Origin of the sequence: Arthrobacter sp. B3I9 (genome assembly GCF_030816935.1) — a bacterium.
Classification (GTDB): domain Bacteria; phylum Actinomycetota; class Actinomycetes; order Actinomycetales; family Micrococcaceae; genus Arthrobacter.
This window is the reverse complement of sequence record NZ_JAUSYO010000001.1, coordinates 2,811,896-2,830,989: the sequence shown is the minus strand read 5'-3', so window position 1 is coordinate 2,830,989 and position 19,094 is coordinate 2,811,896. Positions and strand designations below refer to the sequence as shown.

Sequence of the window (19,094 nt, the reverse complement as noted above, 5' to 3'; positions counted from 1 at the left end):
CAGTAACTTGGCTTGCAAGGTGTTCTCGCCGTCCCAATCCGGTGCAGGTGCTAGCCCGTAGTTTCGGTGGCCTCTCCGGATTGCGGTGCGGCAGCGGGCTCGGGAGTGGCGCCGGGCTCGGGAGCGGCTGCTGCCGCCGGGGCCTTTGCGGCCTTTTCCGGCAGCGGGGCCGGGTTGAGGAAGGCCTCAAGGATCAGCGGGGCCGTGAGTTCTATCTGCCACTGCCTCGCGCCGAGGTTCTGCAGTTCCTCGGCGACCCCGTCCTCGGTCAGCTCAACCGGGGGGCGCCAGGCGATGCGCCGCAGGTAGTCGGGAGTCAGCAGGTTTTCCACCGGCAAGTTGATTTCCTCCGCCTTGGCCTGCAGCTTGGGGCGGGCGGTGGCAAGCCGCGCGGCGGCCTCGGGATCGCGGTCGGCCCAGACGCGCGGGGGCGGGGGAGCATTGGTGGCTAGGTGGAGCGGCGGGAGCTCCTCAAGGGCCCGGGCTGTGCTGATGCAGCGCAGCCAGCGGGGTGCCTCCCGCTGTGCGGCCCGGCCGTGGAAGCCTTTGGTCCCGAGCAGTTGCGGGACCGTGGTGGGCATGGCCTTGGCTGCGGCAACGAGGGCCGAATCCGGAATGAGCCTGCCGGGGGCGACATCGCGCTTCTGCGCCAGCGAGTCGCGTTCGATCCAGAGTTCTCGGACGGCGGCCAGCTGCCGGCGGTCGCGGATCTGGTGGAGTCCGGAGGTCTTGCGCCAGGGATCCACGCGCGGCGGGGCCTGGCCGGCCTCGAGGATGGCGGCGAACTCCTGCTCGGCGAAGTCCAGCTTGCCGTCCGCCACCAGGAGCTCAATGAGTTCCTCGCGCAGCTCGGTGAGGACCTCGACGTCGAGCGCCGCGTACCGCAGCCAGGGTTCGGGGAGCGGGCGGGTGGACCAGTCAGCCGCGGAGTGTTCCTTGGCGAGGCCGAAGCCCAGGAGCTGTTCGATGACGGCGGCGAGGCCGACGCGCGGCAGGCCGGCCAGCCTGGCTGCGAGCTCGGTGTCGAAGAGCTTGTCCGGCCACATGCCGAGTTCGGACAGGCAGGGGAGGTCCTGGCTGGCCGCATGGAGAATCCACTCGACGCCGCGCAGGGCTTCATTGACAATCCGCAGGTCGTCGAAGGGCTCGGGATCGATCAGCCAGGTGCCGGACCCTTCACGGCGGATCTGGACCAGGAAGGCCCGCTGGCCGTACCGGAAGCCGGAGGCCCTTTCGGCGTCCACTCCCGCGGGCCCGTGGCCTGCGGCAAGGGCCGCGGCGCAGCGTTCGAGGCCGGACTGGGTTTCGATCACCAGCGGCACGCCGTCACGGGGTGAATCGAGGTCGATGACCTCGGGGACCAGGCTGTCGAAGCCCTCCACGGTGATATGGGCTGGGGTCTCAGCAGCCTCTGTCGCATTTTGAACGGCGCCGGCCGTGGTGATTTCCGGTATTTGAGGGGTCATGATGCTTTCAGTTTACCGACAACCCGGCAGCGGGCACTTCGCGCCGGGCAATACAGTGCCGGATCCGTGCGGTTTCATGGCTGCTCCCGGCGGCGCCGCGGAAGCGGGGAGACGCCCTCGGGCAGGGGTGGAAGCCCGGCAAAAGTGCAGACCATGTCGGACCACGCCTCCAGGTGCGAGGTGATGTCCGCGGTGGCCGGCGTCCAGGAGGCACGGAGCTCGATGTCGATCGAATTGGGCCGCTCGGAGAGCGTGCCGAAGCTTTCGGACAGCACCCTCGTCGCGGTTCCGCCGGCGGAGCGGTAGGGCGCGGCATGGGTCTCCAGGGCTTCAACCAGCCAGGTCCAGGCCACCGAGCCGAGCATCTCGTCATTTCCCATCTCCGGTTCCAGCTGGGCGCGGATGTAGGTGACGATCCTGAACTCCCCGTCCCACACGGCGGAGCCGTCGGGGTCGTGCAGCAGGATGAAGCGGCCGGTGGCAAGTTCGACGTCGTCGCTCCCCGAAGCGGGGGCAAGGGCCGCCGCTGCCGGACCGTGGACGGAGCCAGGACCGGCCGGGTCCCCCGGAACGAGGACTTCGGCCCCGAGTGCCACGGCAAAGGGTGCCAGCCGCGAGGGCGCCGGAATCTCCTCCAGGCGCAACTCACTGCGGCACCGTGCTTGTCGAAGGGTTCCCAAGGCGAAAAGGAAATCTGCCGGAACCTGGTCGAGTGCGTTCACAATGGAAGATTATGCAACGCAGGGTGGGAAGCCCGGCAGGCTCGCCGCCCGCCCGGGGCCGCACCGGCAGGGCGGAGCCGGGCCGGGCGGCGTCCGGTGTCAGATGGCCGCGAGCTCGCGCTTGATAGCCGCGATGAAGGCATCGACGTCTTCCTCGGTGGTGTCGAAGGAACACATCCAGCGGACCTCGCGGGCCGCCTCGTTCCAGTCGTAGAAGCGGAAGGAGGTGCGCAACCGGTCCGCGACACCGGCCGGCAGGACCGCGAAGACCCCGTTGGATTCGGTCTTCTGGCTCAGCTGGACCCCCGGAATCGATTCGACTCCGGCGCGGAGCCGGGCGGCCATTGCGTTGGCATGGGAGGCCGAGCGCAGCCAGAGGTCACCCTCGAGCAATGCAATGAACTGCGCGGACATGAAGCGCATCTTGGAGGCGAGCTGCATGTTCATCTTGCGCAGGTAGGCCAGGCCGTCAGCGGCCTGCGGGTTGAGGGCCACCACAACTTCACCGAACAGCAGTCCGTTCTTCGTGCCGCCGAAAGAGAGGATGTCCACGCCGGCGTCCCTGGTGAAGGCCCGCAGCGGCACGTCCAGGTGCGCGGCGGCGTTGGCTAGCCGGGCGCCGTCCATGTGCAGTTTCATGCCCCTGGCATGGACATGTTCCGCGATGGCCCGGACTTCTTCCGGGGTGTAGCAGGTGCCGAGCTCCGTGGTCTGCGTGATGGAGACGGCCAGGGGCTGGGCGCGGTGCTCGTCGCCCCAGCCCCAGGCCTCCTTGTCGATCAGCTCGGGGGTGAGCTTGCCGTCCGCGGTGGCTAACTGCAGCAGCTTGATGCCGCCGATCCGCTCCGGGGCGCCGTTCTCGTCCATGTTGATGTGGGCTGTGGAGGCGCAGATCACCGCTCCCCAGCGGGGCAGCAGGGACTGCAGCGACAGCACGTTCGCGCCGGTGCCGTTGAAGACCGGGAAGCATTCGATTCCCTCGCCGAAGTGCTCCTCCATCAGCTGCTGGAGCCGGGCGGTGTAGTCGTCCTCGCCGTAGGAGACCTGGTGGCCTTCATTGGCGGCGGCCAGCGCAGCCAGCACTTCGGGATGGACGCCCGAGTAGTTGTCCGAGGCGAAGCCGCGTACGGACGGGTCATGGAGCCGTGCCGCGGTGCTGGCGGGGGCGTGTTCAACGGTGCTTGTCATGGGTTTGGTCACACTTTCAGTCTAAGGATGTCCGGCTGGAACGCTAAGTTCAGGGCGCCAGCAGCAGCCGCTGGCCGTTCAGTTCGGAAGCGGGGGTGGTGAAGAGCCCGACGGCGGCAGCGGCCAGGTCCTCGACGTCGGTAAACCCGGGGAACCGGCGCTGCGGGGATTTTGCCCGCATCCCGGCGTCGACGAGCGCCTTGACCACAAGGACGACGGCGGCACTGCGCTGTGCTGCCGCGCCGGCGGGCTCCTGGCCGCTGGTGGAAGCGCCGGCGCTGACGGCGGCGCCGCCGGGCTCGCCAGCTGCCGTCTGGTCGCGGCGGAAACCCTCGGCCACCGCGAGCGTCCAGGCCTCAGCCGCGGCTTTGGCGGCCACATAGCTGGCTGTCGCCGCCGTCGGGCTGCTGACCGCGGTGGACGAGACCATGGCGAAGCGGCCCGTGCCGGAGGCCGCGAGGTCCTCGTAGAAGACCCGGGTGACGTTCCGGACCGTGGTGATGGCGCTGCTTTCCAGGAAGTCCCAGTCCTCGTCGCTCTGGTCCGCGATGCCGTTTGCGCCGCGCCACCCGCCGACGAGGTGAATGACGCCGTCGACCCTTCCCGCCCGGGCGGTGATTCCGGCGTGCAGGGCCCGGACCTCCGCCAGGCTGGCGAGGTCACAGACCACAGGCGTAATGCCGCCGCCAGCCTCCGCCGCCGCCGCCTCGATCCGGGGCCCGTCGGAGCCGACCGTGAAAACCGTGTGCCCGGCGTCGTGCAGCGCGCGGGCAGTGGCGATCCCGGAGGGGCCGCTGCCGCCCGCGACCACCACGTTCAGGGCGCGTCGGGCATTCATCCGGCGTTCAGGGCCGTGCCGGTGTCTGAGGTGCCGGTGTCTGAGGAACCGGTGATGCCGGCGGTGGAGTCGATCACGGGCCGCATCTTCTTTTCCAGGGCCTCATAGAACATGGACAGCGGGAACTCGTCGTCCAGGACCTGGTCCGTGAGGCCGCGCGGCGGGCCGTCCAGCGGCAGTGCCTTCGGACCCTGGGCCCAGACGGAGGCCGGGTTGGGCGTGACGGTCCCGGAGATCAGCTCATAGGCGGCGAGCCAGTGGGCCATCTTCGGCCGGTCGATCGAGCGCCAGTAGAGCTCCTCGATCCGGGCGCCGAGCTCCACGACGACGTCGGCCGCCTGGTCCCAGTCGATGCTGAGCTTGCTGTCGGTCCAGTGCAGGACGTGGTGCTGGTGCATCCAGGCGAACAAGAGCTGGCCGCCCAGGCCGTCGTAATTGCGGACCCGGCTGCCGGTGATGGCGAAGCGGAAGATGCGGTCGAAGATGACGGCGTACTGGACAAGTTTGGCGTGCCGGCGCGCTTCGGGGTCCGCGTCGTCGTCCTTTTCGATCTTCACGGATTCACGGAAGGCGGTCAGGTCGCAGCGCAGTTCTTCAAGGGAATAGAGGAAGAACGGCATGCGCTGCTTGATCATGAACGGATCGAACGGCAGGTCGCCACGCATATGGGTGCGGTCGTGGATCAGGTCCCACATGACAAAGGTTTCCTGGCTCAACTCCTGGTCCTCAAGCAGGGCGGCGGCATCCTCTGGCAGCTGCAGGGAGGTGATGTCCGCGGCGGCGCGGAGCACGCGGCGGAACCGGGCGGCCTCGCGGTCAGCGAAGATTGCGCCCCACGTGAAGGTGGGCGTTTCGCGGACGGCAACGGTTTCCGGGAAAAGGACTGCGGAGTTGGTGTCGTAGCCCGGGGTGAAGTCGAGGAAACGGATCGGGACGAAGAGTTTATTGGAGTACTCGCCCGCTTCCAGCCCGGCAATGAACTCGGGCCAGATGACCTCGATCAGCACGGCTTCGACCAGCCGGTTGCTGCTGCCGTTCTGGGTGTACATGGGGAAGACCACGAGATGCTGGAGTCCGTTGACCCGGTGCTGCTGGGGCTGGAAGGCCTGGAGGGAATCCAGGAAGTCCGGGACACCGAAGCCGGCGCCCGTCCAGCGGCCGAAATCCGCGACGAGGAGCTCGAGGTACTCCGCGTCATGCGGGAAGGCTGGCGCGAGGACGCGGATCGCCGCGGTGATGTCGTCGACGTGGGCGGCTGCGGCCGGATGGTCAGCGGGATCGGGGACGGATCCGTCCTTTACCTGCAGTGCCTGCAGTGCGGTCGCGGCGGCCTTGAGCCGCAGCCATTCGGGCGTGCTGGCAGTGATGGGGGCGGTGGCGGTGATTGCGGTGGTGGTCATCGTCAGGGGGCGCCTTTCTGTATGCTGCGCGTGCCGCCCATGCGGGCACGTTCATCGCTCTTGGTTCTCACCGTGAGCGTAGCAAGCAGGCAGGACCGCTAATGCAAAACGGGGGCGACCATAAGAAAGTGTTGCTCATTCTGCTGCGAAAGGCGGCCGAAGCTCCAGCGCGGCGTGGCCCTCCGCTTCAAGCGGGGGCCGCGCCGCGCTGGTGTGGCAATGGGGAGGTCACTTCCCGGCGGAGCTACTTCCCGCCAGCCTCCGCAGGGACAAGCTTCAGCGAGACGGAGTTGATGCAGTACCGCTGGTCGGTGGGGGTTCCGTAGCCTTCGCCTTCGAATACATGGCCCAGGTGCGAATCGCAGGCGGCGCAGCGGACCTCGATACGCTCCATGCCCAGCGTCCGGTCGTGGATATAGCGGACCGTGCCTTCCGCCAGCGGCGCCCAGAAGGAGGGCCAGCCGCAGTGCGAATCGAACTTCTCGTTGCTTGTGAAGAGCTCGGTGCCGCAGGCCCGGCACTGGTAGACCCCCGCGGTGTGGGTGTCCCAGTACTCCCCGGTGTACGGGCGCTCGGTCCCGGCTTGGCGGAGTACACGGTACTCTTCCGCGGTCAGCTCCTGGCGCCATTGCTCGTCGGGCTTTTCAACCGCCGGTTTGACGGATTCCCCGGCGGGTCCGCTGGCGGGCGCGGCGGTGGGCAGAACTTTTGGCCTGTTGTTGAAAATGCTCATAGCTTGATCAACGCTCAGGAGTCCCCGATAAATCCCGAGCCCGCGTACAGATGCAGCACGGGCAGGCCCAGCTTGTCCTGAGCCTTGTTGGCCCAGTCGGTGTGGAACGTGTCGGCGATGGCATGCGGACGGGTGACCACCACTGCCTGCCCCGCGCCGAGCTCCTTGACCTTCGCGACCAGGCCCTCCACCGGCTTGCCTTCTACGATTTCTCCCGAGACGCCTCCGCCGAGGCCGCCCAGGGCCGCCAGCGAGAATGCCAGCGTTTCGGCTGCTTCAGCCCGTTCCCCGGCGGGGTCGGAGCGTGCCGTCAATTCACGGAAGGCCTTGGAGATCTCCAGCAGGGACAGGTTCTCCAGGAAGTCGACCAGCAAATGCCGCTCGGTGTTGGCCGGGACCAGAATCACGAGCGGCGCATCACCGCCGGCCACCAGGCTTTCGATGTTGACGCGGTCGTCCGGGCCGAGGGGCTCTTCTGTCAAAATGACGATTGGATCACTCATGCTCCCAGCCTAGACCGGCCCCGGTGGCTCCGCACAGACTCGCCTCTCACTGACTCGCCTCTCACTGGCTCGCCCCGCAGGTTGGCACAGGTTGGATGGCCCGGATTCTCCCAAGCGCCCGGATTGGCCGTGGAAATGCCGCCCGCGGCGGAGACTTCGGTAAGAATGGTGCCATGGCTTCCTTCCAGCGCCTCCTGCCGGACCTGCAACGGGTCCTTACTGTTCCCGCCATCTCTGGCCGCGGCATGTCCGTCCCGGCTAAGTCTGTCCCCGCGCTGTCTGTCCCCGCGCTGTCTGTCGGCGGCAAGGCCCTGCGCGACAAGGCCTCACGCCGCAACTTCCTGCGCGGCAGGGCCCTCGGCGGAACTACCCTCGGCGGCCTGGCTCTGCAGGGCAGGCCGGCCGCCCCGGTTCCGGTGGCCGAGGTCTCGCTGCCGGGACGTGCGAAGTGGGTTGTTGGCGGCATCATCGGCGGGAGCGCCGCGGCGGGACTGCTGGCGGCCGGTTCCTCGGCGCTGGCGCTGTATTTCGCGCACCGCGTCATCACGCCCGCCCGGGTCCGGGACGAGGATCAGGAAATCCTTGCGGTGATCCGCGACGGCGAGGGGCAGAGGGTGATCCTTGCCGCCACGCCCGACACCACCGTGGACGGCGTCTACGGGCTCTTTTTTGACGGCGGCCGGGGGCATGCGCGGATCGGCCGGATCGTGTCCTACTCACCGGCCGAGCGCACCGTGATGCGGGAAGTCGAGGCAGTCACCGCGGGCGACCTCAGCACGGCCCGGCGGGGCTGGTGGAGCGGCGCGGCCTATCCGGACCCTGCCAGCCTCGGCCTTGCCGCGGAAGAAGTGCAGATCGAGGTCGACGGCGGGACCGCGCCCGCGTGGCTGGTCCCCGCACCCGAAGCCGACGTCTGGGCCATCATGGTGCACGGCCGGGGCGCCACCCGCCATGAAGGTGTCCGGGCGGTACGCGCCGCCCGTGACCTGGGCATGACCAGCCTGCTGATCTCCTACCGCAACGACGGGCTCGCCCCCTCCGCGCCCGACGGACGCTACGGCCTCGGCTCCACCGAGTGGCGCGACGTGGAAGCGGCCATCGGCTACGCCCTCGAGCAGGGCGCCAAGGAGGTCGTGCTGTTCGGCTGGTCAATGGGCGGCGCCATCTGCCTGCAGACCGCGGACCTCTCCCGCTACCACCACCTGATCCGGGCCATGGTGCTCGACGCCCCGGTGATCAACTGGGTCAACGTGCTGGCCCACCACGCCGAGCTCAACCGGATCCCGTCCGCCGTCGGCCGGTATGGCCAGCTGATGATGAGCCACAAGCTGGGGCGGCGGCTGACCGGGCTCGCCGCGCCGGTGGACCTGAAGACGATGGACTGGGTCTCCCGGGCGGTGGAGTTGCGGACGCCCACCCTCATCATCCACAGCGTGGACGATGAGTACGTTCCCTATGGACCCTCTGCCGTCCTGGCCGAGAAGAACCCGGAGATGGTCACGTTCGAGGCGTTCGACCGGGCCCTCCACACGAAGGAATGGAACGTGGACCCGGAACGCTGGGAACGGCTCGTGACGGCCTGGCTCGGGCAGCAGCTAGCGCCCCGCGCGAATCCCGGCCAGCCCAATCCCGGGGCCCCGGTCTCGCCGAGTTGACACTTTGCGGCAATGTTTTCGCGCAACATTGCCGTGAACTGCACACTCGATGGTCCGCGGATCCGCTTAGTGCTTGCCGGTGCCGATCGGGGCGGTGCGGGCGCCGGTGAGCCGGATCAGGTCAGCCGGGCTCAGTTCGATGTCGAGGCCCCGCCGGCCGCCCGAGACGAGGATCGTGTTCAGGTCCAGCGCGGTGTCATCCACCACAGTGGGGGAGGGCTGGCGCTGCCCCAGCGGTGAGATGCCGCCAAGCACGTAGCCGGTGCGGCGTTCGGCGGCGGCAGGGTCTGCCATGGCGGCCTTCTTCGCGCCCAACGCTGCGGCCATCGCCTTGAGGTCCAGGTTGCCGCTGACAGGAACGACACCGACGGCGAGCCTGCCGTCGACGTCGACCATCAGGGTCTTGAAAACCCTGGCGGGATCGACGCCGATCACCTGGGCGGCTTCCAGGCCGTAGCTGGCCGCGGCGGGGTCGTGGCTGTAGGGGTGGGACACAAAGGAAACCCCGGCTGCCGCAAGTGCTGCGGTGGCCGGAGTTCCCTGGGACGGCTGCTTGCGGGCCATCAGTGCGTCTCCTGCCCTCAGGAGGGCTGCGAGAGCGCGGTGACCTTGCGCTTGATCCGGCCGAGCATCGCCGTCATGCCGCGCATGCGCAGGGGAGTGATGGCGCGGGTGAGGCCCAACAGCTCCGGCATGTCATCCGGGACGGCAAGGATCTCGGCGGGGCTGAGGCCATCGAGCCCTTCATGCAGGACACCGGCGAAGCCACGGGTGGTGGGAGCCTCCGGAGGTGCCTTGAAGAAGAGGCGCACGCTTTCGGGAGCGCCGCCGTCGGGCTTTTCTGTCTCGATGGTCAGGAACAGCGGTGACTGGCACTCGACCACCTGCTCCAGCATCTCCGGGTGCTCCTTGAGCCGGTCCGGAAGCTCCGGAAGCCCGCGCGAGAACTCAAGCAGGAGCTGCAGCCGTTCAGGTTCGCTCAGGGCTTGGAAGTCGTCAACAATTTCCGCCAGCGCGGCGGGGAGGGCAGAAGTATTCATCACTCCCAGCTTACGCACGGCGGACCGTTGTGTCCCGTCGACCCCAATCCGGCCTTAGCGGGCGGACGGAACGGTGCCGCGTTCGGAGCCCCGGACGATGGGGACACGCACGGCGTTGCCCCATTCGGTCCAGGAACCGTCGTAGTTGCGGACGGTGTCGAAGCCCAGGAGGTACTTGAGGGCGAACCAGGTGTGGCTGGACCGCTCACCGATACGGCAATACGCGACGACGTCGTCGCCTTCTTTCAGCCCTGCTTCGCCCAGGTAGAGGCTCTCAAGCTCGTGACGGGTCCGGTAGGTGCCGTCACCCGCGGCCGCCCGTGCCCATGGAATGGAGGCCGCTGTGGGGATGTGGCCGCCGCGCATGGCGCCTTCTTCCGGGTAAGCCGGCATGTGGGTCCGCTGCCCGGTGTACTCCTCCGGGGACCGCACGTCGATCAGCGGCTTGCCGAGGTGGGCCAGGACGTCTTCCTTGAAGGCGCGGACCGGGGCGTCGTTGCGCTCCACTACGGGGTAATCGCCACGTGCGGGAACGGTTGTTTCGGTGGTCATCGCCCGTTCCTCGGCGATCCACTTGTCCCGGCCGCCGTCCAGCAGCCGGACGTCTTCGTGGCCAAAGAGCTCAAAGACCCACAGGGCGTAGGCGGCCCACCAGTTGGACTTGTCTCCGTAGATGACCACGGTGGTGTCCCGGGAAATGCCCTTGGCCGCGGCCATGGCGGCGAAGGCTTCGCCCTCAACGAAGTCACGGGTGAGCTCATCGTTCAGCTCGGTGTGCCAGTCGATCTTCACGGCACCCGGGATGTGGCCGGTTTCGTAGAGGAGCACGTCCTCGTCCGACTCCAGCACCACAAGCTGGCCACTCTCCAGGGCTCCTTCTTCAATCACCGTGGCGAGCCATTCAGTGGAGACCAGCCGCCCGGGGTGGGCGTAGGCGGCAAACTTGTCGTTCTGCTCAACGGGATAGGGCATGGCGGTGGCCTTTCACTGAAACGGTCAGGGCCGGGACGGGGGAGGTCAGGTCGCGGCGCCGGGTCTTCTCCAACACTAACCACGCCACCATGGGAATGTCCCGCCCCGTTCACACTCGGAAATGTGGCCTTTGTCACGGGTCTCTTCTCTCGCCCGGGGCCGCCGCGGGCGCCCGGGCCGGGCAGTCCCGGCAATGCCGGTATTCTGTCTGGGGACAAGAGACCAGCAGAACGGACCACCTTGGTACAGATCGAACAGCTCGCCGCCCGCACCCCGGCAGTTTCAGTGGATGAACTCCTCGATGGTTTTTATCCCTCGCCGCGCTTCGGTGAGGTGTCGTTTTCCAGCTACCGGCCGGATCCTTCCCAGCCCAGCCAGTCTGCCGCGGTCCGGGCATTGGAAGGCTTTGCCGCTGGTGTCGGCGCCCGTGACGGGGACGGACTTTTCAAGCGGCTGTTCGGTAAGAAGGACACCTCGCGCGCCGGAATCTACCTCGACGGCGGCTTCGGCGTCGGCAAGACCCACCTGCTGGCATCGCTGTGGCACGCCGTTCCCGGTCCGAAGGCTTTCGGCACCTTTGTGGAATACACCAACCTGGTCGGCGCGCTGTCCTTCCGCAAAACCGTTGATGCCCTGAGCCACTACAAGCTGGTGTGCATCGACGAGTTCGAGCTCGATGATCCGGGCGACACGGTCCTGATGTCCCGGCTGATGCGCGAGCTGGCCGACGCCGGCGTCAAGCTCGCGGCGACCTCCAACACCCTTCCGGGCTCCCTTGGCGACGGCCGCTTCGCCGCCGTCGACTTCGCCCGCGAGATCCAGGTGCTAGCGGACCAGTTCGACGTCGTCCGGATCGACGGCGAGGACTTCCGTCACCGCGGCCTTCCAGCAGCCCCCTCGCCGCTGCGCAACGACGATCTCACGCACCATATGCATGCCGAATTCGACGGCAAAACGGTGGCGCGCGACGAGTTCAGCACGCTGATCAACCACTTGGCCGGTGTCCACCCGAGCCGCTACCGCCAGCTGCTGGAGGGCATCGAAGGCGTCGTGTGGAAAAACGTGCACACCATCACGGAACAGGCCGTCGCGCTGCGCTTTGTGGTTCTGGCCGACCGGCTGTACGACAAGGATGTTCCCATCCTCGCCAGCGGTGTGCCGTTCGACCAGCTGTTCACCGAGGAAATGATGACCGGGGGATACATGAAGAAGTACTTCCGCGCGGTTTCCCGGCTGACCGCCCTGGCGCGCGAGGGCCAGAACCACGAACCTTCCTAATCCAGGCAGTTACGCGGAGTTGCTGTGGGCGCACCCCCTTGTCCGGGGGGCCACAGTGGCTCCGCGCTCTTGGTTAAGGTGCGGCGGGAAGCGGCCTGTGCCGCAGAACGGGTAGGCGGCGTTAAACGCAGAAGGCGCCGGCGCCGCCTCTCGGCGGGACCGACGCCACGCTGACGTTCTTGGATGGGGGCCCTGCTCCCGGACTTGCCGGTCACAGAGGCTCAACATCGACGGAAGGCTGTCAGGCCACCGGAGGCTGTCCGGACGCCGGCCCAGTGCCTGGCGTGCCGTGCTGCTTGTCCACGAAGCCTGAAGCGCCCCGCGTCACGGAATCGATCTTGCCGGCGTACTTTCCGCCGGTCTTGGAGTCGACGAAATCGCCGGCCTTCTCGATGCCGTTCTTGATGGCTTCATGATTGCCACCAATTGCTTGCTGAGCCTTGCCCTTTAGATCGTCAAGTAAACCCACGGGCACCTCCCTTCGGTCGCGGAGCCAGATCGCTCCTTGCGCTTACCACCCTAGTCGGCGCTGTCAGGGGTGCCAAGGTTGTACGCCCACAGGGTAACGGACGCTCCGTAGGACAAATCGACGCCGAATCCACCGGATCTGCGGGTGGGTCCGGAAGGACGGCAACCGTTCCGCCGGCGTTATCCGTTCGGCCCGTGCGGGTACCCAGGCAAGCGCCCGCTACATGTTGACGATCCCGGTGGTTGAGCGTAGACCGTGCCGTATCACATCAATTGCGGGCCGTTGCCTCGCGGCCTGCCGCCCGTAAGGAGAAGGAAATGGCCGTCGCGGTCATCATGGAATTCAGCGGTGCCACCTTGGAGCAATACGACGAGGTTATCGGAAAAATGGGTCTCACCCCGGGAGGGCCCGGCCCGGCAGGCGCCCTCGGACACTGGGTCGCGGCCACGGACGACGGGATCCTCGTCACAGACCTCTGGCGGACGAGGGAACTCTACGACGCCTTCGCGAAAGAGCAAATCGGACCCTTCACCGCAGAGGCAGGAATCGAAAGGCCGCCGAAAGTGACCTATCTGGAGGCACACAGTTACTTCACCCCCGGCGCCGACGCATAACCATTTCTCCAAAATCCGGCCGTAGCTGCGATCCCGGCTGCCTACGTAACTGCGTCCCGGCGGCCTACGGGCCGCTCGGGTGAATTCAGACAAAAAAAGCAGCTCCGGGGGAGCTGCTTTCGTGGTGGGCGATACTGGGATCGAACCAGTGACCTCTTCCGTGTCAGGGAAGCGCGCTACCGCTGCGCCAATCGCCCGCAACCGGAAGGATCCGGAGTGGAGTTGTAAATTCAGGCCAAACAGAGAGCGGACGACGAGATTCGAACTCGCGACATCCACCTTGGCAAGGTGGTGCTCTACCAGCTGAGCTACGTCCGCATTTAGTCCTTGCCGGCTGGGCCGGTGGTACTGGATCAAGCAAGTTGCCTTGCTTTGGTGGGCGATACTGGGATCGAACCAGTGACCTCTTCCGTGTCAGGGAAGCGCGCTACCGCTGCGCCAATCGCCCCTTGCATCCGGCAGAACCGGAAACCAGGGTTTTCACCGAGGTGGGTACGGGATTCGAACCCGTGTATACGGCTTTGCAGGCCGCTGCCTCGCCTCTCGGCCAACCCACCGTGTAGACAGGATTCCGAAGAACCATTGCCGTGACAGTGTCCTGCGAGCGGACGACGAGATTCGAACTCGCGACATCCACCTTGGCAAGGTGGTGCTCTACCAGCTGAGCTACGTCCGCATTATTGTCTGCATTTCCGCGCCGCAATCGGCGTTTCTTCGCGTTCCAACGAGTAAGAACTCTATAGGAGGTTCAGGCAACTTACAAATCGCGACGTCCAAGGCGCCCAAGGGTGGCTGTAAATCCTTGACTTTCCGCGGTTTTTGCGAATTACAGCCCTGTCATTACGTGCCTAGGGTTCGGGTGCGGGTGCGGTGATCGGGACGGGGACGCCGGGTGGCTGGGTGCTGTGATCGGGACGGCGATGCGCCGTGATTCCAGCCCAGCCGCGCGGTGCGCACCCCGGGGGGCGAAGGGCCGATTTCAAAATTCCGCCGGGGTGGGCTAGCATTCAATGGCATTGGGGCGATTGGCGCAGTGGTAGCGCGCTTCGTTCACACCGAAGAGGTCACTGGTTCGAACCCAGTATCGCCCACCGATGAATGGTCCGTTCCGCTCGCAGAGCGGGGCGGGCCATTTTGTTTTCGGTCCCTGCTGCCGCGGCTGCTTCGGTCCTGACCGGGGCGGCTGCTTTGGCCCTCGTTGGGCGCGTGTTTCGGTCCTGCCCGGGCGCGCGCCTGCCGTTCCGCGTGTCAGCGGATGGCCGCGGCTGGTCACTTTTTGCTTCCGCTGTCTGACCCCTGTGAAAGAGTTTTTTCCATGACCGCTCCACTTCTTGCCCATGCCACGGACTACGGCCGGATGTATGCACGATCCACGTCCGAGCAGTTCTCCGTCCCGTCCATTACCACCGTGATCGGCCAGCAGCCTCACGGTCTCGATGGCTGGTTCGGCTACATGGGAGCCAACAGCCTGGCCCAGGATCCAACCCTGCCCGGCATATTGGGCAGCCCTGCGAAAGTACGCCAGGCCGTAAGCCGCGCCGCCAAGGCTGCCGAGTCGTACCGGGACGACGCCGCGAAACGCGGGGACAGGGTCCACAATTACTGCGAGCAGGTAGCCCTGCGTGCCCTGGGTCGGCCACACCGGATGGTGGAAACCCGCGAGGCGCTGGCCGCCAACGGCGAGGAAGCTTTTGCCGCGCGGTTCGACGAGTGGTGGGAACTCTTCCAGGTTGAGCCGATCGCGCCGGAAATCACGGTGTGGAACAAAACCGTCGGTTACGCCGGCACCCTGGACCTCGTCGCGAAGATCAACGGCCGCATCTGCCTTATTGACTACAAGACCAAGGGGACCAGCCGGGACGGCACCGTCAAGCCCCTCGACGCCAAGGTAGTCATGCAGCTCGTTGCAGGCATGAAGGCCGAAGAAAGTCTTGTGGATCCGGTGGCGGGGGAGTGGGAACCCTGGAAGCATGGGGACTCGCCCATCCTGTTGGCGGTCGCCGTCGGCCAGACCGAGGTGCGGCCACAGCGAGCCAACCCGGACGTCCTCAAGCACCATTGGTGGAAGTTCTGCGCACTCCGGCGGGTCTGGGAGATGTCCGCTGATGCCACCGCTGCCGGCCCGGCGCTGCTCCCGCTGGCCCCGCCCCCACAGCGCTGACATCCTCAACGCAACAGATTCCGCGGCGGGGAAGCCCGCGTCGTTGACGCCCGCATCGTTGAAACCCGCGCCGGCCCTGCGCTGCCTGCCTGTGCTGCCGTAAATCGCGCTCTACTGGACAGCTCACCATGCTGAGCTGGAGGGCGGTAAAGACGGTTGGCATTTCCGGCGTGCATCGCAGATGCCAGGCCGTTGGAGGAACCAGAGAACAGGTAGGCTCTCGATCATCGTCCTGATAACGGGCCGGCTGGCGCATGATGTGGGGAAGGCTAGGCCCAGTTCGACGAACGAACCGACGTTGGAAGCGACGCCCATCAGCCGGATAGAGAAACTTTATGACTCGAGCATCTTGACCTTCCTGCCGACAACGCTGGTGATAGCGACCTTGCTTGATCCCCTGACGGAGAAGTTGGGTTTTTGGCTGGGCTCGGGCGCGGCGATCGCTATCAGCGTGGCCCTGACGGTAATCGTCACCGTACCCGTGATTCCCTACATAAAACGACGAAGGGCAATGGACGCCGAACAGGGAATCTTTGAATGCTCACGCCGCGAGCCGGGATCGGCACTCAAAGGGAGGTGGGCGCCAGGATACGCAAAGGCAGAACCAAGCCAACTTCTGGTTCAAGCAAAGACGGGCATGACGGGCCGCCCAGCCGGACGCGTTGAAGTGTATTCAGCGCCGGCTCCCCTTGGTGGACGCACCAAAGCACCGTGGGCAGACTCCCCAAAGGGAAGATTCTCGTGCTGAATACCGACAAGGGTGTTATAGAACTTGCCGCCACTCCCACCAGCCTGGTTCTACTCAAAGAACGATGCCAGGGAGGACAGCCCTAGGAACAACGCCCTGACACTGACGATTCCTACTACGGACACAGTGAATGCCGGCCGTCCTATTACGGTAGAGGCATGACCTTTGCGAATGTGGGAACGCTGGGCACTCTCCCGGGCAAGCGCGACGAGTTGGTGCGCCACTTGACTCAGCGTAGCGACACCCTCCGGCAGATCGGCTGCCTTGCCTACGAGGTCGGAGTGAACGATGACGACCCTGACACGGTCTTCGTGGTGGAGTTGTGGGAGAGCGAGGACGCGCATCAGGCTTCCCTCGCACTGCCGGAGGTCCAGGCATCCATCACGGCCGCACGGCCGTTATTGTCCGGCAAGTTCGGAGGGTTTCGGTTCGACGTCGCCGGGTCGCCGCTTCGAGACTGATGCGAGCCGATGTGGAGGCTCTCAGGCTCATTCGCAGATGACCGGGTGCAATCGGCCCGGAACTGTACGGACGCGCGACGGTAAAAGGTCCTAGGCTTTGCCCGCCCGGATGTTTATCCCGTGAGTTGACTTATTGACAACCGGGTCGCCGTCTATTGCACTTGCCGAATGGCCTCTCAACAGACAGAGGACAAGCTCCGGATCGCCGATGGTCTGGTGGTCATAGCCCTCGCCGCCGTTGCACTCCTCACGATCTGGCGAACCGCGGCCGACGTGTAGTTGTCCGTTTTTCAGAGCCTCATGCCCGCCTTGCTGGTTTTTTGGGGCGGAGTAATTCTGGTCGGAAAGACCAGAGCCGGGAGGCTCGTGCGAAGCCGCCGGCGGTGGAGATACCTAGCGCTCCTAGGAGTCGTGTCGTTCGTCATCATTGTGACTATCGTGGGCACGACCCTTAACCCTCAGGGTCCGGGTGCCGACCTGTCTCTGCGGTTGTTTCCCCCCATCGTCGCTTTATTCGTGGCGCAGCTCTATGAACGGGAAGACAGTGCTCAGTTTAAGGCGGCGGACCTCAGCGATCGCGATGCCGAAGCCTGGAAAAGAATCGCCGTTGTGCCGGCAGTGCTCGGCGTCGTTCTTGGGTGCCTCGCCGGCATGACAATAGCGTCCGGCGACACCAGCCTGGGTTTTCTGCTCCTACCGGTTGCGCTGCTATTCCTGACCTTCGCCGTCGTTATCTGGATAATGCTCGGGTCAAGGAACCGGCAGCTGAGGGCAAAGCCGTAGGCTGCTGCGCGCCAGCAGCGACAAGTAGTAGTGGCGCTCACCCCGCCTCAGGCTGTGAGTGGGTGGTGGGTGGGTTGGAAGTAGTGGTTGCGGCGGGGTCTTTGGTGTGGGTCAAGGTGTGGGGGTGGGATGAACCAGGGGATCCCGGCGCGGAGTTGGATGGTCCAGTGTTCTTTGTGGATGACGTGGTGGTGGTGGGAGCAAAGGAGTGTTCCGTTGTCCGTGCCGGTGGTCCCGCCGCGGGACCAGTAGGTGATGTGGTGGGCCTCGCACCAGGGAGCGGGGATGGTGCAGCCGGGGAAGGTGCAGCCCTGGTCGCGGGCGGTGAGGGCTTTGCGGATGTGCGGGGGAAAGATTCTTGTGGTCCGGCCGATGTCCAGGATCCGGCCCTCGCTGCCGAGCAGGACGGGGAGGATGTCGGCGTCGCAGGCGATTTTGCGGGCGGTGGAGGCGGTGACGGGGCCGGTGAACAGCAGCGTCCCGGTGTGTTCCGGCCTCTCTGCGCCGGCGCCGTCTGGTGCCGCGCCGGGGTCGGCGGTGTGGTCGAGGCGGGCCAGGAGGTCGCGGTAGCCGATGGTGACCATGACCTGGGGGCGGAGTCCGCCGGTGGCGGGCAGGGCTCCGGCGGCGAGGGCAACCTTGCAGCCGCCGACGAGGCCGTCGAGCCGCTTCTGCGGCTGGGTACGGAGATCCAGCACCGCGGGCGGCTCCGCCTCAAGGAAACCCGCGGCTGTGCCGGTTGCAACAGTGCTGTCCGCCCCGGTGCTGTCCGTGGCGGCCCCGTCAGCGGTAGTGGCGGTGGCCTTGTTCGTCGCGGTGGCGGGGTCGGGCGTGGTGGTGCGGGGGTTGGTGCCGGTGTTCATCACGGTGAGGAGGAGTTCGAACTGCTCGGCGGTCGCGAAGATCTCCAGGTGGTGCAGCCCGTGGCGGGGCCGGCGGATGAAGGCGCCCTGGAGCTGGCGGAGCAGTTCCTCGGATGGTTCGGCGCCGTCCTGGTCGATCGCGTCGGTCCAGTTCCGGGCGACGCGGACGAGGAAGTCCGGGTCGTTCTCTGCCGCGGTCCGGGTCAGGACGTGCTCCATCCGGGCTGCGGTTTCCGGGTCGCAGAAACGTGCCGGACCCGGTCCAGTGCTGCGGTGATGATGCCCGCGGTCCGGGACGAGACCTCGGCTGAGGCTACCGCGGCGCCGAGTTCCTCACGGACAGGGGGCAGGAGTTCCTGGCCGCCGAACCGGGTGCGGGGCAGCAGGTCCCCGGCGAGGGCGAGTCGGCGCCGGGCCTCCGGGGCGCTGATCCGCAACCGGGCCCGCAGGAACTTGGTGGTGTTCCGGTACCCGTCGTCCACCGCGTTCGCGGTATCCCTGCCGACCGTGGCGTTCCCGTCACGTGCGGCGTCCGAGTCACCCGTGGCAGCCCCGTCACGCGCGGCGCCGCGGTCACTCGCGGCGCTTCCGTCGACTGCTGAGCCCATGCCGCCCGGCAAGTTCGTTGTGTCTGCGGCCCGGATGCTGTCGTCCGGCGTTCCCATCGTGCTGTCGGCAACTCCAGAAGCACCCCGGCTCTGTGCAACCAGGCTTCCGGCGGCGGCACTTCCGGCGTCCGGGCCGTCGTCGCTATCGCCGCCGTCGCTGCCGGAGCTAGGACTGCTGCCGGCGGCAGGGGTGTCCCGCCAGCCCGTGGTCCAGCCGGTGGTCCCGGATCCTGTGCCGGCCGTGGCTATGTCTTGTTTCCGCGGCCGGTCCACGGCGCCGGCCGCGAGGAGCTGCAGATACTCCGCGGCCCGGGACAGTTCCTCCACCTGGCCGGCGAAGTCGGACGCGGCCCCGAATCCCCAGGGCGCCGCGTCAGATACCGCCGTCGAGCCCGCGCTCCGGAGCAGCGCGAGAGCCTCGTCCACAGCCGAATCCACGGACCGGCTTCTGGCCTGGTCCGCGTCCGCAAGCGGGAGGAAATCCCCGACGGCTTCCATACCCACACGCTAATACTTGGCTCCGACATTATTAGCGAGGACCGATCGACCACCAGCCCGGAGCAAGCCAGGTGCAGGCGAAGCAGATCGGCCG

The 19,094-nt window shown here is 66.6% G+C and carries 20 protein-coding genes and 6 tRNA genes; 7 read left to right on the top strand and 19 right to left on the bottom strand.

Going from position 1 to position 19,094, the window contains the following annotated elements:
- Positions 1–50: 50 nt before the first annotated feature.
- From QFZ65_RS13265 to QFZ65_RS13235, 7 genes are all read right to left on the bottom strand, one after another.
- Positions 51–1,466, bottom strand: a complete 1,416-nt coding sequence (locus QFZ65_RS13265; protein WP_306911108.1) for an HRDC domain-containing protein — start codon at positions 1,464–1,466, stop codon at positions 51–53.
- 74 nt (positions 1,467–1,540) lie between these two features.
- Positions 1,541–2,191, bottom strand: coding sequence for a DUF3000 domain-containing protein (locus QFZ65_RS13260; protein ID WP_306912575.1), 651 nt, complete (start codon positions 2,189–2,191; stop codon positions 1,541–1,543).
- A gap of 96 nt (positions 2,192–2,287) precedes the next feature.
- On the bottom strand, positions 2,288–3,376 hold the full coding sequence (locus QFZ65_RS13255; protein ID WP_306912574.1) for a low specificity L-threonine aldolase: 1,089 nt from the start codon (positions 3,374–3,376) through the stop codon (positions 2,288–2,290).
- A 49-nt stretch (positions 3,377–3,425) separates the two neighbouring features.
- On the bottom strand, positions 3,426–4,214 hold the full coding sequence (locus tag QFZ65_RS13250) for an SDR family oxidoreductase (RefSeq protein ID WP_306911106.1): 789 nt from the start codon (positions 4,212–4,214) through the stop codon (positions 3,426–3,428).
- Positions 4,211–5,614 carry a DUF6421 family protein gene (locus tag QFZ65_RS13245; protein WP_306911104.1) on the bottom strand — a complete coding sequence of 468 codons (1,404 nt, stop codon included), beginning with the start codon at positions 5,612–5,614 and terminating at the stop codon, positions 4,211–4,213. The genes QFZ65_RS13250 and QFZ65_RS13245 overlap by 4 nt, the downstream gene beginning before the upstream one ends.
- Before the next feature lie 244 nt (positions 5,615–5,858).
- Positions 5,859–6,347, bottom strand: coding sequence for a peptide-methionine (R)-S-oxide reductase MsrB (gene msrB / locus QFZ65_RS13240; protein WP_306911102.1), 489 nt, complete (start codon positions 6,345–6,347; stop codon positions 5,859–5,861).
- Positions 6,348–6,361: 14 nt separating this feature from the next.
- Positions 6,362–6,850: a hypothetical protein gene (locus QFZ65_RS13235; RefSeq protein WP_306911100.1), complete on the bottom strand. Its 489-nt coding sequence runs from the start codon at positions 6,848–6,850 to the stop codon at positions 6,362–6,364.
- 173 nt (positions 6,851–7,023) lie between these two features.
- Here QFZ65_RS13235 and QFZ65_RS13230 point away from each other — a divergent pair, with 173 nt between their 5' ends.
- The gene (locus QFZ65_RS13230) at positions 7,024–8,505 is read left to right on the top strand and encodes a S9 family peptidase (protein ID WP_306911098.1); all 1,482 of its coding nucleotides are present in this window, start codon (positions 7,024–7,026) and stop codon (positions 8,503–8,505) included.
- A 66-nt stretch (positions 8,506–8,571) separates the two neighbouring features.
- On the opposite strand, the gene ybaK is transcribed toward QFZ65_RS13230, so the two are convergent.
- From ybaK to QFZ65_RS13215, 3 genes are read right to left on the bottom strand one after another with little or no spacing between them, the layout of a single operon-like run.
- Complete coding sequence (ybaK, locus tag QFZ65_RS13225) at positions 8,572–9,069, bottom strand: Cys-tRNA(Pro) deacylase (RefSeq protein WP_306911096.1); 498 nt, start codon at positions 9,067–9,069, stop codon at positions 8,572–8,574.
- Between the two features lie 17 nt (positions 9,070–9,086).
- Positions 9,087–9,545 (bottom strand): SufE family protein, encoded by a 459-nt coding sequence (locus QFZ65_RS13220; protein WP_306911094.1) that lies wholly within the window; start codon positions 9,543–9,545, stop codon positions 9,087–9,089.
- Between the two features lie 54 nt (positions 9,546–9,599).
- On the bottom strand, positions 9,600–10,517 hold the full coding sequence (locus QFZ65_RS13215) for a sulfurtransferase (RefSeq protein ID WP_306911093.1): 918 nt from the start codon (positions 10,515–10,517) through the stop codon (positions 9,600–9,602).
- A 240-nt stretch (positions 10,518–10,757) separates the two neighbouring features.
- Here QFZ65_RS13215 and zapE point away from each other — a divergent pair, with 240 nt between their 5' ends.
- On the top strand, positions 10,758–11,795 hold the full coding sequence (gene zapE / locus QFZ65_RS13210; RefSeq protein WP_306911092.1) for a cell division protein ZapE: 1,038 nt from the start codon (positions 10,758–10,760) through the stop codon (positions 11,793–11,795).
- 241 nt (positions 11,796–12,036) lie between these two features.
- Here zapE and QFZ65_RS13205 read toward each other — a convergent pair whose 3' ends face one another.
- Complete coding sequence (locus tag QFZ65_RS13205) at positions 12,037–12,264, bottom strand: antitoxin (RefSeq protein ID WP_373427588.1); 228 nt, start codon at positions 12,262–12,264, stop codon at positions 12,037–12,039.
- 317 nt (positions 12,265–12,581) lie between these two features.
- Between QFZ65_RS13205 and QFZ65_RS13200 the strand changes: the two genes are divergently transcribed.
- On the top strand, positions 12,582–12,878 hold the full coding sequence (locus tag QFZ65_RS13200; protein WP_306911086.1) for a hypothetical protein: 297 nt from the start codon (positions 12,582–12,584) through the stop codon (positions 12,876–12,878).
- Between the two features lie 122 nt (positions 12,879–13,000).
- On the opposite strand, the gene QFZ65_RS13195 is transcribed toward QFZ65_RS13200, so the two are convergent.
- From QFZ65_RS13195 to QFZ65_RS13175, 5 genes are all read right to left on the bottom strand, one after another.
- Positions 13,001–13,075, bottom strand: a tRNA-Val gene (locus QFZ65_RS13195).
- A gap of 48 nt (positions 13,076–13,123) precedes the next feature.
- Positions 13,124–13,196: transfer RNA gene (locus tag QFZ65_RS13190), tRNA-Gly, on the bottom strand.
- A 55-nt stretch (positions 13,197–13,251) separates the two neighbouring features.
- A tRNA-Val gene (locus QFZ65_RS13185) sits at positions 13,252–13,326 on the bottom strand.
- A 38-nt stretch (positions 13,327–13,364) separates the two neighbouring features.
- A tRNA-Cys gene (locus tag QFZ65_RS13180) sits at positions 13,365–13,435 on the bottom strand.
- A 46-nt stretch (positions 13,436–13,481) separates the two neighbouring features.
- A tRNA-Gly gene (locus tag QFZ65_RS13175) sits at positions 13,482–13,554 on the bottom strand.
- A 343-nt stretch (positions 13,555–13,897) separates the two neighbouring features.
- Between QFZ65_RS13175 and QFZ65_RS13170 the strand changes: the two genes are divergently transcribed.
- Positions 13,898–13,969, top strand: a tRNA-Val gene (locus tag QFZ65_RS13170).
- A gap of 224 nt (positions 13,970–14,193) precedes the next feature.
- On the top strand, positions 14,194–15,039 hold the full coding sequence (locus tag QFZ65_RS13165) for a cytochrome (RefSeq protein WP_306911084.1): 846 nt from the start codon (positions 14,194–14,196) through the stop codon (positions 15,037–15,039).
- A gap of 333 nt (positions 15,040–15,372) precedes the next feature.
- Here QFZ65_RS13165 and QFZ65_RS13160 read toward each other — a convergent pair whose 3' ends face one another.
- A complete protein-coding gene (locus QFZ65_RS13160) occupies positions 15,373–15,513 on the bottom strand; it encodes a hypothetical protein (RefSeq protein ID WP_306911083.1) in 141 nt (46 codons plus the stop codon).
- Positions 15,514–15,945: 432 nt separating this feature from the next.
- On the opposite strand from QFZ65_RS13160, the gene QFZ65_RS13155 reads away from it, so the two are divergent.
- Positions 15,946–16,248, top strand: a complete 303-nt coding sequence (locus QFZ65_RS13155; RefSeq protein WP_306911081.1) for a putative quinol monooxygenase — start codon at positions 15,946–15,948, stop codon at positions 16,246–16,248.
- Between the two features lie 411 nt (positions 16,249–16,659).
- Complete coding sequence (locus QFZ65_RS13150; RefSeq protein WP_306911079.1) at positions 16,660–17,031, top strand: hypothetical protein; 372 nt, start codon at positions 16,660–16,662, stop codon at positions 17,029–17,031.
- Positions 17,032–17,078: 47 nt separating this feature from the next.
- Here QFZ65_RS13150 and QFZ65_RS13145 read toward each other — a convergent pair whose 3' ends face one another.
- Complete coding sequence (locus tag QFZ65_RS13145) at positions 17,079–18,113, bottom strand: DUF222 domain-containing protein (RefSeq protein ID WP_306911077.1); 1,035 nt, start codon at positions 18,111–18,113, stop codon at positions 17,079–17,081.
- Complete coding sequence (locus QFZ65_RS13140) at positions 18,098–19,000, bottom strand: DUF222 domain-containing protein (RefSeq protein ID WP_306911074.1); 903 nt, start codon at positions 18,998–19,000, stop codon at positions 18,098–18,100. The genes QFZ65_RS13145 and QFZ65_RS13140 overlap by 16 nt, the downstream gene beginning before the upstream one ends.
- Positions 19,001–19,094: the final 94 nt, after the last annotated feature.